Raw genomic sequence first — 13062 nt, forward strand, 5'->3', positions numbered from 1 at the left:
ATGCCCGTGCAGGATGCGGGGAAGGGTGAGGGTGTCGATGTCGGTGGACAGCTCGACGCTACTGCGGTGGTACGGCGAGACGGCCCGGGATCTACCGTGGCGCCGCGAGGGCGTGACGGCCTGGCAGATCCTGATGAGCGAAGTCATGCTGCAACAGACCCCAGTCACCCGCGTCGTCCCAGTCTGGGCGGATTGGGTTCGCCGCTGGCCGGTGCCGTCACTGATGGCAACATCGAGCCAGGCCGACGTCCTACGGGCTTGGGGCAAGCTGGGGTACCCGCGACGCGCCCTGCGGCTACACGAGTGCGCGGGCGTGCTGGCCACCGAGCACGGTGACGAAGTCCCCTCCGACATCGACGTGCTACTCCGCCTGCCCGGCATCGGCGACTACACCGCTCGCGCGGTCGCATGCTTCGCGTATGGACAGCGAGTCCCGGTGGTGGATACCAATGTTCGACGTGTCGTAGCCCGCGCCGTGCACGGCCGGGCCGATCAGGGCAACCCTTCGGCCAGGCGTGACATGGCCGACGTCTACGCGCTGCTTCCTCGCACCCGGGAGCGGGCGGCCCGATTCTCGGCGGCGCTCATGGAACTCGGCGCGACCGTCTGTACCGCCCGAACGCCCGACTGCGACGGTTGCCCCCTGACTCGCTGCGCCTGGGTGGAGGCGGGTCGGCCCGCGTTCGAGGGCGAGCCGCGCAAGGTGCAGAAATTCGCCGGAACAGATCGTCAAGTCCGCGGAAAGCTCCTGGACGTCCTGCGGGGCAGCCCGCACCCCGTCGAGCGCGCGCGGCTCGACCTCGTGTGGCTCAGCGACCCCGGCCAGCGGGACCGCGCGCTGGACTCACTATTGGTGGACGGGTTGATCGAGCAGACCGAAGACGGTCTGTTTGCACTGGCCGGAGAAGGCGGATAACGCCAGTCATTCGAGGGATTCGAGGAACTCCTCGACAGCGTCGCGGTATCGCTCGGGCTGGTCGTCGTGGACGAGATGCCCGGCCTGGGCCACCCACACGTAGCGGGCGTCGTGGCCTTCTAGCATGCGGCGCATCTGCCCCTCGGGGGTGATCGTGTACTCACCTTCGATGAGCAGCGCGGGCGCGCGTACGGCGTCCCACTGTGCCCAGAAGTCGCGGGTTCCCCACTCCTCCGAGATGTCGCGGAACGTCTCGACGTCGCCGTGCAGGTACCAGCCGTCGGCGCGCCGTTCGAACGAGTCGAGGAAATAGCGGCCGGCGACCTCACCGAAGTATTCGAGAACCGACTCCTCGGTGGGGAACGGCTGCGGCCAAGCGGAAATCATTGTCGCCCAGTCCTGTGCGGTGCGACCGCGGAAGTCGGGTGCCATGTCCTCGAGTACGAGTGCCCGGACCCGGTCCGGATAGGCTGCCGCGAAACACCACGCGTGCAGGGCACCCATCGAGTGCCCGATCACGGCGAGCGGCTCGTCGAGTCCGTCCAGGGCCGCAGCGAGGTCTTCGACGAACAGCTCGGTCGTCGGAAGGCTGGCGATCGGCCGCCCATGCCCCGCCGCGTCGAACGTGTAGACGCGGCCGTGCTCGCGCAGCCACGACACGTGCCGCGACCACGTCCGTGCGCTCCCCATCAGCCCGTGCAGCAGCAGTATCGGTCGTCCGGTCCCACCCTCGTCGTGCAACACGGAATCGACGGTAGCCGAACGCACGCACCCCGGAGAACACGCATCCCGGGAGTACTCTCACACCCATGGCAGTCGTGAAGATAAACGCAATCGAGGTTCCCGAGGGCGCGGGCCCCGAACTCGAGAAGCGGTTCGCCAATCGCGCGCACGCCGTCGGAAACTCCCCCGGATTCCTCGGGTTCCAGCTGCTGCGTCCGGTGAAGGGCGATGACCGCTACTTCGTTGTGACGCAGTGGGAATCCGAAGAGGCGTTCCAGGCGTGGGCGAGCGGCCCGGCCCGTGAGGCCCACGCCGGCGGGAACAAGCCCGTCGCTACCGGCGCGTCGCTGCTCGAGTTCGAGGTGGTGCTCGACGTCAACGCGGCGGGCGAATCCTGACTTCCGACCTGTGCGGGAGACCCGAAAGGGAACGGAAACGTCCGATATTTCGTGGCGATGTTTGACTGCTCAATTGACACCGCGACCTGAAGGGTGCCAAAGTTCGCTCGACAGAGCGATGGATCGACGGTAATCCGGTGCCATTCCGGAGCGGTCGCGCCACTGTGTTCGAGGTCCCACTGTGTTCGGGGCTGCCCTCGAGAGCCAGACACCCCGGCCATCGCATGGACCTAGCGGGACGCGAAATCCCAGGAGGCACCGATGGCATTCGTCTATTCGCCCGACAAGTCGACCGAGTCGGCCGCTGTCGCACTCATCGCCGCGGCAGTGGTACTGCTTGCAATGGTCGCCCTGTACTTGGTCGGATTCGACCAGGGCGCAATCTCCCGTAGTGGCGTGTTCATGCACGAGCTCATGCATGACGGTCGCCATCTGCTGGGCCTGCCGTGCCACTAGCAACAGTCACCGAAAGCCTGAAGACCCTACTCGTCCGCGGCCTGCTCGCCGGCCTGATCGCCGGCCTTCTGGGCGGCGTCGTCGCGTTCACGCTCGGCGAGCCGCACGTACAGGCGGCCATCGAGATCGAGGAATCGATGGCGGCAGCACCGGATCATCACGCCGGCGAGAGCTCGACTGCGGCGCACGACCACACCGCGGTGGCCACGGACGACACGGAAGCATCCGGGGGCCATTCGCACGGCGACGACGCCCTTGTCAGCCGCACCGGACAACGGATCGGACTGTTCCTCGCAACCGGCTTTGCCGGGGTGGCACTCGGCGCGATCTTCGCCGTCGTCGTGCACTACGCACGCCGTTCGACCACGTTGCCCATGTCGCTGCTCGCCGTGGCGGTGGCCGGATGCGGTTGGCTTGCAATCCAAGCCGTGCCGTTCTTCAAGTATCCGGCCAACCCTCCGGCGGTCGGCGATCCGGACACGGTGAACGAGCGGACCCTGCTCTGGCTCGCGTCGGTGATCGTCGGCCTCGCAGCGGTCGCGGCCGCGGTATACGTCGGCCGACGGCTCGCCGGCCAGCAGATGGTGTCCGTCCGGGTCATCGGGCCGATCGCAGCCTTCCTCCTCGTTGTCGCGATCGGCTACATTGCGCTGCCCGGCGTCAACGAGGTCGGCGAGGACTTCCCCGCCACGCTGCTTTGGGAGTTCCGCATCTCGTCGTTCGCGACTCAGACAGCGCTGTGGCTCGGACTGGGGTTGGCCTTCGCCTTCCTCACCGAACGTGCCCGGCGGCGCGCGATCCGGTAGGCCGGATCGCGCGCCATCGTCAGGGCGGTCAGTTGCAGGTCTCGGCATCCACGCCGAGACCTGCACTGCTTTCCCGGGTTTCGCCCTGGACCTGCTCGACCGCCTGACGGAGCAGCTCCGTGAAGACCTCCTTCGGCTGCGCGCCCGAGACCGCAAGGCTCCGATTCGCGACGAAGAACGGCACGCCCGAGATTCGCAGCTGCCGGGCCGCTTCGAGATCGGCGCGCACCAGATCCGCGCCGGCATTGCCGTCCAGCGCCGCGGCCGCCTCCTCGGCGTCCATTCCGACGCTCGCCGCAATCTCGACCAGCACCGCGCGGTCGTCGAGCACCTTCCTTTCCGTGAAGTGTGCCCGGAACAGCGCCTCGAGCAGCGCTTCCTGCCGCTCCCCTGCCACATGCAGCAGGCGGTGCGCGTCGAACGTGTTCGCCGCGAACGCGTTCTCGAAGTCCATGACCAACCCGTCCGCGGCGGCGATGCCCGCAACGTGCCGGAACATCTGACGGACCTGATCGCCCGACATGCCCTTGTGCTCGACGAGAGCCTCGAGTTCGGTGCGACGCGCTCCCACGGGGGTGTCCGGCGCGATCTGGTACGAACGCCACACCACAGCGACCCGATCCCGCTGCGGGAACTCGTCGAGTGCCGCCGCGAACCGGTGCTTGCCGATGTAGCACCACGGGCAGCCAACGTCCGACCACACTTCGATCGGGACCGTCCCAGGCGGAAGTTCAGTAGACGGTGCTTCGGTGTTTCTCTCGATGGTCACGAGACATTCGAACACACACCCCTCCGGCGTTGTTCCGGACCCGGCGCTGACTCAGCTACGGCAGAGCAAGCGTCTCAGCCGCGGGCCTCGGGTCCCCGTCGGACGAGTTACTCGAGTGCGGCGTCGAGCGTAATGGCGACACCGGTGAGGGCCTTGCTCACCGGGCAGGACTCCTTGGCCGCTTGAGCGGCGCGGACGAACCCGTCGGCGTCCAGTCCGTCAACCTCCGCCCGAACGGTAAGGGCGATACCCGTGAGCTTGAAGCCCGGCTTGTCCGGGCCGAGGGATACATCGGCACGGACGTCGAGGCTCTGCGGCGTTCCCCCCGCCTCCCCGATCAGGGCCGACAACTGCATCGCGTAGCAGGACGAGTGGGCTGCCGCGATCAACTCCTCTGGGCTGGTCGTTCCGCCGGCGTCCTCGGCGGCCCGCTTGGGAAACGACACCTCGTACGTTCCGACCCCCGAGCTGGTGAGTTCGACCTGCCCGGAACCCTTCTCGAGGGTTCCATTCCAAGCGGTGCGCGCGGTGCGTGTGGGCATTGCACGTCCTCTCGTGGTTGTTCGGGTTACGCCTCGAACCTACTCGTAGAGATCGGCCACCCGCCGCGCCCGAGACTCCATCGCGACCCGCAGGTGTTCCGGCGCCAACACTTTGGCGTTCTCCCCCCCCATAGCCCACAACACTTCAGCCCACAACACTTCGCCGGCGTGGGGGTCCCCGCCGAACGCCACCTCGATGCGCACCATTCGCTGTCGAACGGCGACTCGGACAGCACCCCAATGCGCGACACGAAATGTTATGAATTTCGCCGATAGTTTCCTCATGCCCCAAGCGACACCGGATCCGCGTCCCCTCTACCGCGAAGCGCTGGCCTGGACCACCGGGCTCATCGCCGGTGTTCGCCGGGACCAGTTGGCGGCGCCGACCCCCTGCCCCGAATTCGACGTCCGCACCCTTCTCGGTCACCTCGTGGCCGGCGTGGAACGTGTCCGGATCATCGGGGAAGGCGGCGACCCGTCCACCAGCCCAACAGTTGTCACCGGCATCTCCGACGACGGCTATGGGGCCGCATATCGGTCCGCCACCGATCGCGTGTGGCCCGCTTGGACCGACGGCCGGCTGGACGCCGACGTGACCGCGCCGTGGGGCACCGTCCCCGGCCGGGTCGCGATCTGGGTCTACTCGATGGAGACTCTGGTGCACGGCTGGGACCTCGCGACCGCCACGGGCCAGCCCGCCGAGACCCGTCCCGAACTGGCCGAGTCGGTGCTCGCTGCCGTCCGCCATGCGATCCCGCCGGAACGGCGCGGCGAGAAGATGCCATTCGGCCCCGTCATCACCCCCTCGGCGCATGCCGGCCCCACCGAAAAGCTGGCCAACTGGTCCGGACGAGCCAGCTCCTGACCGAAACGCCGGCACCCCACAACACGGCGGCACCCCACAACACGACGACGCCCCGGACGCGATTGCGTCCGGGGCGTCGCTGCGCTGGAACCGGCTACCCTGCGCTGGAACCGGCTACTCCTGGGGGCCGCTCTCGGGCTCACCGGCGCTCGCGAGCGCCTCGGCGGGCGAATCCGGGACCGTGACCGGCTTGGGGGTACCGCGGAACGTGAACTTCGCGTTCTCGCCGGCGCCCTCCCCGTCCCAGCCCTCGACATCGACGAGCACGATCTGGCCCGGCTCCAGCTCGTTGAAGAGGATCTTCTCCGACAACTGGTCCTCGATCTCGCGCTGGATGGTGCGACGCAACGGGCGCGCGCCCAGCACCGGATCGAAGCCGCGCTTTGCGAGCAGAGCCTTTGCCTGCTCGGTCAGCTCGATGTCCATGTCCTTGTTCTTCAGCTGTGCCTCGACCCGGCTGATCATCAGGTCCACCATCTCGATGATCTCGTCCTGCGTCAGCTGGTGGAAGACGATGATGTCGTCGATACGGTTGAGGAACTCGGGCCGGAAGTGCTTCTTCAGCTCGTCGTGAACCTTGAGCTTCATGCGCTCGTAGTTCGACTCGCTGCCACTGCCCTGGGTGAAGCCGAGACCAACAGCCTTCGAGATGTCCGAGGTGCCCAGGTTCGAGGTGAAGATCAGCACGGTGTTCTTGAAGTCGACCGTACGACCCTGACCGTCGGTGAGACGACCGTCCTCGAGGACCTGCAGGAGAGTGTTGTAGATCTCCTGGTGCGCCTTCTCGATCTCGTCGAACAGGACCACCGAGAACGGCTTGCGGCGCACCTTCTCGGTGAGCTGGCCGCCCTCTTCGTAGCCGACGTAGCCGGGAGGGGCACCGAACAAGCGCGACGCGGTGAACCGGTCGTGGAACTCGCCCATGTCGATCTGAATGAGCGCATCATCGTCACCGAACAGGAAGTTTGCGAGCGCCTTGGACAGTTCGGTCTTACCGACACCGGACGGTCCGGCGAAGATGAACGAGCCGGACGGACGCTTCGGATCCTTCAAGCCGGCGCGGGTGCGGCGGATCGCCTTCGAGACGGCCTTGACGGCGTCTTCCTGGCCGATGATCCGCTTGTGGAGCTCCTCCTCCATGCGGAGCAGACGCGTGGTCTCCTCCTCGGTGAGCTTGAAGACCGGGATGCCGGTCCAGTTGCCCAACACCTCGGCGATCTGCTCGTCGTCGACCTCGGCGATGACGTCCAGGTCCCCGGACCGCCACTGCTTCTCCCGCTCGGCGCGCTGCGCGACGAGCTGCTTTTCCTTGTCACGCAGGTTCGCGGCCTTCTCGAAGTCCTGCGCGTCGATCGCGGACTCTTTCTCGCGGCGGGCGTCGGCGATCTTGTCGTCGAACTCGCGGAGGTCCGGCGGCGCGGTCATCCGGCGAATGCGCATCCGGGCGCCCGCCTCGTCGATGAGGTCGATGGCCTTGTCCGGCAGGAAACGGTCGTTGATGTAGCGGTCGGCCAGGGTGGCCGCCGCGACCAGCGCGCTGTCGGTGATCGAAACGCGGTGGTGTGCCTCGTAGCGGTCCCGCAGACCCTTGAGGATCTCGATGGTGTGCTCGACGGTCGGCTCACCCACCTGCACCGGCTGGAAGCGGCGCTCGAGAGCGGCGTCCTTCTCGATGTACTTGCGGTACTCGTCGAGGGTGGTGGCACCGATGGTCTGCAGCTCACCGCGGGCCAACTTCGGCTTCAAGATCGAAGCGGCGTCGATCGCGCCCTCGGCCGCGCCCGCACCGACCAGGGTGTGCAGCTCGTCGATGAACAGGATGATGTCGCCGCGGGTGTTGATCTCCTTGAGGACCTTCTTGAGGCGTTCCTCGAAGTCGCCCCGGTACCGGCTGCCGGCGACCAGGGAACCCAGGTCCAGCGTGTAGAGCTGCTTGTCCTTGAGGGTCTCCGGCACCTCGCCGTTGACGATGGCCTGTGCGAGGCCCTCGACTACGGCGGTCTTACCGACACCGGGCTCGCCGATGAGAACCGGGTTGTTCTTGGTGCGGCGGCTCAGGACCTGCATCACGCGCTCGATCTCCTTCGAGCGACCGATGACCGGGTCGAGCTTGCCTTCGAGAGCTGCCTGGGTGAGGTTGCGGCCGAACTGGTCGAGGACCAGCGACGTCGACGGGGTGCCCGCCTCGCCACGGCTGCCGCCGGCCTCCGCCGGCTCCTTGCCCTGGTAACCCGACAGCAGCTGGATGACCTGCTGGCGCACGCGGTTGAGGTCGGCACCCAGCTTGACGAGGACCTGGGCGGCGACGCCCTCACCCTCGCGGATCAGACCGAGCAGAATGTGCTCGGTGCCGATGTAGTTGTGTCCGAGCTGCAGCGCCTCTCGCAGGCTGAGCTCGAGGACCTTCTTGGCACGGGGAGTGAAAGGGATATGGCCGGACGGTGCCTGCTGGCCCTGCCCGATGATCTCCTCGACCTGGCTGCGGACACCTTCGAGGGAAATACCCAACGACTCCAACGACTTGGCCGCTACGCCCTCACCCTCGTGGATGAGACCCAGCAGGATGTGCTCCGTGCCGATGTAGTTGTGGTTGAGCATCCTCGCTTCTTCTTGAGCCAGGACGACGACGCGCCGCGCGCGATCGGTGAACCTCTCGAACATCGCTCTCCCTCACATTTTCCGGTGGTCCAGGTACGAGGCCCCGCCTCTCTCGGTGTCTCGCACCTTCCCGCCGAGTTTCGCTCCGGCACAACAGGCTGACGGCCTCCGGAACCGAAGGTTCCACGACCCCACTTCACACTCTAGTGGGCCACTCTTCGGCCTGCCGCTCCTCCGCCCGTCGAGCGAGTGGAGCGAACCTGCATGAACTCCTCAACGTCGCAGGTCGCGGAATCGTTTCCCGCCGCCTGTACGCCTGAAGCGAACACGGCGTCGAGCGGCCGGGATGCCGACGATCTTGCGACCGATTTCTGAGCTTGTCGACGCTCTCTGTCAGTCAGCTCGGGTGGGAGTAAGCGCGGCCTTCTCGTCGACGGCACTGGTCTCGCGCCAGGACACCTTCATCGGTCGACGCTCTTGCCGGGGACCGCTGTCGATGAAACGCAACAGGGTTCGGTGCAGCGCCCAGGCAATCGGGACGGAGAACGCGACCGTGACGACGAAGACACCGACCGTCGAGCCCTGGAACGTCTGGTAGCCGAGCATGTCGACGACGAATTCCAGCACCACGAGGTGCACGAGGAAGATCTCGTAGGAGATCTCGCCGAGCCACACCATCGGGGCCGACGAGGACAGGCGACCGAGCGGTCCCGGCCGGTCACCGATGACGAGCGGCGCTATCAATGCCGTCGCGAACAGCAGGTACAGCATCGACTTGGTGACCGCCTCGGTGGCGTCCATGGGCACGATGGTCGCTTCCCCCGCCAGGGGTGTGCACACGAGTAGCAGGAAGTAGATCGCCAGCAGACCCATCCCGTACGGGTTGCAGCGCTTCAGCGTTACGGAGGCCAGCGCGAGCAACATGCCGCCGGCGAACCAGGCGATGAACCCCGGCAGCCAAAGCCGGGCCGTGAAGTCGATGTCGGTGTTGTGGGTGATCAGCGTCCACAGCGGCGTGATCGCAACGAGAACGAGCAGGGCGACCGCGAGGCGGACGGGATGCCACCGCCGGCGGCAGACGACCACCACCAGGAACCACCCGATCACCGGCAGCAAGAGGTAGAAGGCCACCTCGACCGCGAGGCTCCACATCTGGGTCAGCCCGGTGTGCATGTGCCCGGCCCCGTAGATCTGGGTGAAGGTCATGTTCCGCAGGAACCCGGACCAGCCCTTCCCCGTTTCTCCAGGGTCCTCCCGGAACAGGAAGATCGCGTAGGTCGCGATGATGGTGATCCAGTACGCCGGCAGGATTCGTCGCACCCGGCGCCACGCGTAGATCCGCGTCGACGGCAACTCCCCCTGCCCCGCGGCAGCCTTCAGCCAAGGTCGCGCCAGCAGGAATCCCGACAGCACCATGAACATCGTGACGCCGACCTCGAGCCGGGAGAACGCGGCACCGGCGAGATCGGGCGTGTACCGACCGGTCCAGAACCCGGCGTGCGCAAAGATCACCATCAGCGCCGCGATCGCGCGCAGGCCGGTCAGCGACTTCACGTATCCGGCCGTCGCCTCACCGGTGGGGGCCGTCACGATCCCGCCTCCGGCGCCGGCGCAACGGCCCCGACGGGGCCGGCACCGATGCACATCTCCAGCCCCGGAGTCACCGGGCTGATCCGAATTCCGTCACCCGCCCCCAACAGTCTCACGAACGCCTGGTTGAGCCCGGCCTGTACCGGAACCGTCACCGTGTCCCCGCTCCGATTCAAGCTGACTTCGATGGTGCCGTCGGTGCTCGCGAAATAGTTGAGCTGGGCCGTCCACTCCCAGTCGATGAGCGGGCCGTCGAGCGGCAGATCTACCATGTCGTTCTCGATGCGATAGCCGCATTCGGGGACGGGACCCTGCCCGATGCTGCGGATCCGCACGACGGCGCCCGGGATCAAATGCCCGGAGTCATCGAAAACCTGCAGATCGTCCGTCGACCGCCCGAACTCGGGGCGATCGTGCAGCGGGCCGAAGATGCGGCTCGCCAGGTTGTGCGGGTACGCGACGGGAAGCAGGACATAGATCGACGCGGGCTGATCCAGCAACGGGGTCTCCTGATTCGCAGCGAGTGCGGCGCGGCCGTTCGCAAGGTAGTCCACGGTCGGGTTGTCGCGCCAGCGCTGCACGAAGGTCGCCGTCGACCACAGGCTGCTCGCGATGAACAGGGCCACCAAGCCGACGACGAGAACGGGCCGAGGCCGCGGGAGCGGACGCACCGCTCGTTTGCGAGGCGCCCGCACGATCAGCGCCCAGCCGATCGCGATCACGACCGCACTGTCGGCGACGTAGCGCAGTGTCTGGGCCAACTCGTACGCGGTGTCGGGGCCGGAGCGGGTCAGGATCATCGCCGCCTCGGACACCGCGACGTACGCCGCCATCGACACCCAGACGCCGACCGTGCGCTGCCGATACCGCAGCGACCACACGAGCGCCGCCGCCACCGCCGTCCAGCCGAGGACGACGAGAACCGTAGGCGGCGTGGCCCACGGCGGGCTCGGAGGCCAGCGATCCCAGCTCCATGGCCCGCCGAGCAACGTCGGCACCAGGCCCAGCGAGGTGCCGTGGTGAGCAAGCCCCGCAGTCTGGGAGGCGCTGGGCACCACGAACCGAGAGTCCGTGAAGTACAAGTACGCCGCCGCCCACAGCGCGACCACCACCGCGAGGGGGATCCACAGCGACTTCCCTCGGTTCAGTGCTGTGTGGATCGGACGCTCGATACCGTCGACTCGGTATGCGAGCGTGACCGCCACGAAAGCGACCACCGGTACCAGAATCGACTTCTCGAAGAACGCCAACGACAGCGCCGTCACGACAGCGCCCGACACCGCGAACCGGGCACGTCCGGTCCGGCACAGCCGGATCGCGTCACCCGCCACCCAGGCCAGCGCGATCTGCATCGGCAAGGAGTTGAGTCCTGCCGCCCACCACGCGAACGACGGCAGCGTGAGCGGGGAGAACAGGTAGAACGCCAACGGCAGCAGCAGCACCGGCCGGGTGCCCAGCAGCAGGCGCAGGATCCGCAGCACCGCAAGCGACGCGAGCGCCTGCCCCACGACCAGCGTCACCGCCGGCACCGTCCAGCTCAGCGGTGCCGCCGCCGTCGACAGCCACGCGACCAGGAAGGCCGCCGGCATGAAATGACCGTCGTGGTCGTAGAAGAGTAAGTCAGCCGACAGCGCAGGAAACTCGCCTGAGCGGCTGATCAGGATGAGGTCGTCCCAGTAGAAGTCGCCCGAGAACGCTACGGCGGATCGAACCACGATCTGCAGGGCGATGAGTGCCAGCGCCGCGACGAGCACCTTCCGGGTGGTCAGTGACCACTGCCGACTTCTAGTCAGTGACGGCCATCGACTCCTAGTCGGTGACGACTGCCGACTCCCAGGCGAACGGGGGTCGGACTCGACGACCTCGTTCGCGCCGACGTCCGGAACCGCTCGCACGCACACACTCCTTCCACAGAACGCGGCGCCGGGACGGAACCCCGTCCGCGCAGATCATTCCAAGCGGACGGTCCGAGTGAGACAGCGGGTGAAGCTCAGCCGCCCACGATCGGCACCACGAACTGGCACGGTACCGAACGTTGGTTGTCCGGATCCAGAGCGTTCAGAACGTGCGCGGCTGCGACGGAATCCGCGGCAACAGCAAGATGCTCACCGAAGTTCGTGCTGCAGTCGTCCTGCAAGACGATGTTGGTCGCGTTGGGCCCCTCGAGATACCCGCTGGTGTAGGGGACGATCACTTGGTCGTAGCGAGTCAGGATGTTGGTGTAGGTCACCTCGGGCGCGTAGATTCCGTTCGCCTGCAGCGCCTGCAAGAACTCCGAGCCTGTCGCCATCTGCGGGCACGCCAGGCAGAACTCGCCGCTTCCGTCATCGATCAGGGCGCTCATGGCATCCATCAGAGTGTCCATCGAACTGTCTCCACCGGACCCGTCTGTGCCGTCCCACAGCGGCGCCAGCGACACGTACTTGTCGATCTTGTCGGCACCGCCGAGTTGCTGGACGTAGTAGGTCGGCATCAGGGTGCCCTGGGAATGGCCGATCAGATCGACCTTCTCCGCGCCGGTCTCCTGCAGGACGCGGTCGACGAACTCACGGAGTTGCTCGGCGCTCTCTTCGATGGGCTTCAATCCGCCGATCGCTGAAATCGGCCACGGCTGATCCTCGAGTGCGCCGTAAGTGAGCGCGAAGACGCAATACCCCTCGTTCGCGAGAAGCGGAGCAAACGAACCCCAATTGTCTTGGCGGTTGCCAAAGGTTCCGTGCACCAACACCACGGGATTCGGGCGCTCATCGGACGGTTTGCATGACCAGTCGTTCGAGCCGGGCGCGGACCCGCCCGGATTACTCAATTCCAGCGAAATTCCTGCAAGGAAGTTGTAGGGCACCGGGTAGGCCTCCTGGGCCGTTGCCGGCACCGCCACACCAAGCAGTGTCAACGCAGAAAGAAGTACGCCCGCAATGAATCGTCTCAGCTGCACGGGGCGTGATGTTAGCAGACCCCTTTACAGAGGGAGCGATCCCCGAGCCGTGTTGCGACCGTGATTCAGTGAGCCTGGTTGTACGCCTCGGTAATTTCGGCGGAGATCCGACCGCGCGTGGAGACGTTGAGCCCCTGGTTCTTGGCCCATTCGCGAACCTTTGCACTGTGCTCTCGGTCGGCGCCGCCGCGGGACCCCGCACGAGTCCCCCCTCTGCCACCACGGCGACGACTCGTCACCTTGCGTGCATGCGAAACCCACATGTCGAGTTCCTCGCGCAACCTTGCTGCGTTCTCGGAGGACAGATCGATCTCGTACGCAACCCCGTCCAGGCCGAACTCGACTGTTTCATCGGCGGTGGTATCCGGATCGACGTCATCGATGAGCGTTTCAATGACCTTCTTTGCCATGGGGCCGATTCCTTCCGAATGACGCGTCGTCGCTCGGACGCAAAGCGTCCCAGC

General features: G+C 66.5%; 13 protein-coding genes. 5 read left to right on the forward strand and 8 right to left on the reverse strand.

Annotation, left to right across the window (positions count from 1 at the left end; genetic code table 11):
* Positions 1–37: 37 nt before the first annotated feature.
* The gene (locus EF834_RS04340; RefSeq protein WP_127945952.1) at positions 38–916 is read left to right on the forward strand and encodes an HhH-GPD family protein; all 879 of its coding nucleotides are present in this window, start codon (positions 38–40) and stop codon (positions 914–916) included.
* 6 nt (positions 917–922) lie between these two features.
* On the opposite strand, the gene EF834_RS04345 is transcribed toward EF834_RS04340, so the two are convergent.
* Positions 923–1660: an alpha/beta fold hydrolase gene (locus EF834_RS04345; protein ID WP_127945953.1), complete on the reverse strand. Its 738-nt coding sequence runs from the start codon at positions 1658–1660 to the stop codon at positions 923–925.
* 65 nt (positions 1661–1725) lie between these two features.
* Here EF834_RS04345 and mhuD point away from each other — a divergent pair, with 65 nt between their 5' ends.
* The 3 genes from mhuD to EF834_RS04360 all read left to right on the forward strand — a co-directional run bounded on the left by mhuD (position 1726) and on the right by EF834_RS04360 (position 3299).
* Positions 1726–2037, forward strand: a complete 312-nt coding sequence (gene mhuD, locus EF834_RS04350; protein WP_127945954.1) for a mycobilin-forming heme oxygenase MhuD — start codon at positions 1726–1728, stop codon at positions 2035–2037.
* Between the two features lie 261 nt (positions 2038–2298).
* Positions 2299–2493: a CbtB domain-containing protein gene (locus tag EF834_RS04355; RefSeq protein WP_127945955.1), complete on the forward strand. Its 195-nt coding sequence runs from the start codon at positions 2299–2301 to the stop codon at positions 2491–2493.
* Positions 2484–3299: a CbtA family protein gene (locus tag EF834_RS04360; RefSeq protein ID WP_127945956.1), complete on the forward strand. Its 816-nt coding sequence runs from the start codon at positions 2484–2486 to the stop codon at positions 3297–3299. Before EF834_RS04355 ends, EF834_RS04360 begins: the two co-directional genes overlap by 10 nt.
* Positions 3300–3327: 28 nt before the next feature.
* Here the strand turns inward: EF834_RS04360 and EF834_RS04365 are convergent, their stop codons facing one another.
* Complete coding sequence (locus EF834_RS04365; protein WP_235870980.1) at positions 3328–4068, reverse strand: DsbA family oxidoreductase; 741 nt, start codon at positions 4066–4068, stop codon at positions 3328–3330.
* Positions 4069–4175: 107 nt separating this feature from the next.
* Entirely contained in the window at positions 4176–4610 is a 435-nt protein-coding gene (locus EF834_RS04370) for an OsmC family protein (protein ID WP_127945958.1), read from the reverse strand.
* Positions 4611–4869: 259 nt separating this feature from the next.
* Between EF834_RS04370 and EF834_RS04375 the strand changes: the two genes are divergently transcribed.
* Entirely contained in the window at positions 4870–5475 is a 606-nt protein-coding gene (locus EF834_RS04375; protein ID WP_127945959.1) for a TIGR03086 family metal-binding protein, read from the forward strand.
* A gap of 114 nt (positions 5476–5589) precedes the next feature.
* Here the strand turns inward: EF834_RS04375 and EF834_RS04380 are convergent, their stop codons facing one another.
* The 5 genes from EF834_RS04380 to EF834_RS04400 all read right to left on the reverse strand — a co-directional run bounded on the left by EF834_RS04380 (position 5590) and on the right by EF834_RS04400 (position 13008).
* Entirely contained in the window at positions 5590–8136 is a 2547-nt protein-coding gene (locus EF834_RS04380; protein WP_127945960.1) for an ATP-dependent Clp protease ATP-binding subunit, read from the reverse strand.
* A gap of 330 nt (positions 8137–8466) precedes the next feature.
* A complete protein-coding gene (locus EF834_RS04385; protein WP_268960914.1) occupies positions 8467–9663 on the reverse strand; it encodes an acyltransferase family protein in 1197 nt (398 codons plus the stop codon).
* Positions 9660–11558: a hypothetical protein gene (locus EF834_RS04390; protein ID WP_408014460.1), complete on the reverse strand. Its 1899-nt coding sequence runs from the start codon at positions 11556–11558 to the stop codon at positions 9660–9662. Before EF834_RS04390 ends, EF834_RS04385 begins: the two co-directional genes overlap by 4 nt.
* A 95-nt stretch (positions 11559–11653) precedes the next feature.
* On the reverse strand, positions 11654–12592 hold the full coding sequence (locus EF834_RS04395; protein WP_127946075.1) for an esterase/lipase family protein: 939 nt from the start codon (positions 12590–12592) through the stop codon (positions 11654–11656).
* Positions 12593–12663: 71 nt separating this feature from the next.
* Positions 12664–13008, reverse strand: a complete 345-nt coding sequence (locus EF834_RS04400; protein WP_127945961.1) for a histone-like nucleoid-structuring protein Lsr2 — start codon at positions 13006–13008, stop codon at positions 12664–12666.
* Between the last annotated feature and the right edge of the window lie 54 nt (positions 13009–13062).

This window comes from Rhodococcus spongiicola, from assembly GCF_004011835.1.
GTDB lineage: Bacteria > Actinomycetota > Actinomycetes > Mycobacteriales > Mycobacteriaceae > Prescottella > Prescottella spongiicola.

Excerpts from the sequence above, each read along its gene's own strand:
- EF834_RS04355 (WP_127945955.1), top strand. The coding sequence starts at position 2,299 with ATGGCATTCGTCTATTCGCCCGACAAGTCGACCGAGTCGGCCGCTGTC.
- EF834_RS04400 (WP_127945961.1), bottom strand. The coding sequence starts at position 13,008 with ATGGCAAAGAAGGTCATTGAAACGCTCATCGATGACGTCGATCCGGAT.
- EF834_RS04375 (WP_127945959.1), top strand. The coding sequence starts at position 4,870 with ATGAATTTCGCCGATAGTTTCCTCATGCCCCAAGCGACACCGGATCCG.
- EF834_RS04370 (WP_127945958.1), bottom strand. The coding sequence starts at position 4,610 with ATGCCCACACGCACCGCGCGCACCGCTTGGAATGGAACCCTCGAGAAG.
- EF834_RS04380 (WP_127945960.1), bottom strand. The coding sequence starts at position 8,136 with ATGTTCGAGAGGTTCACCGATCGCGCGCGGCGCGTCGTCGTCCTGGCT.
- mhuD (WP_127945954.1), top strand. The coding sequence starts at position 1,726 with ATGGCAGTCGTGAAGATAAACGCAATCGAGGTTCCCGAGGGCGCGGGC.
- EF834_RS04340 (WP_127945952.1), top strand. The coding sequence starts at position 38 with ATGTCGGTGGACAGCTCGACGCTACTGCGGTGGTACGGCGAGACGGCC.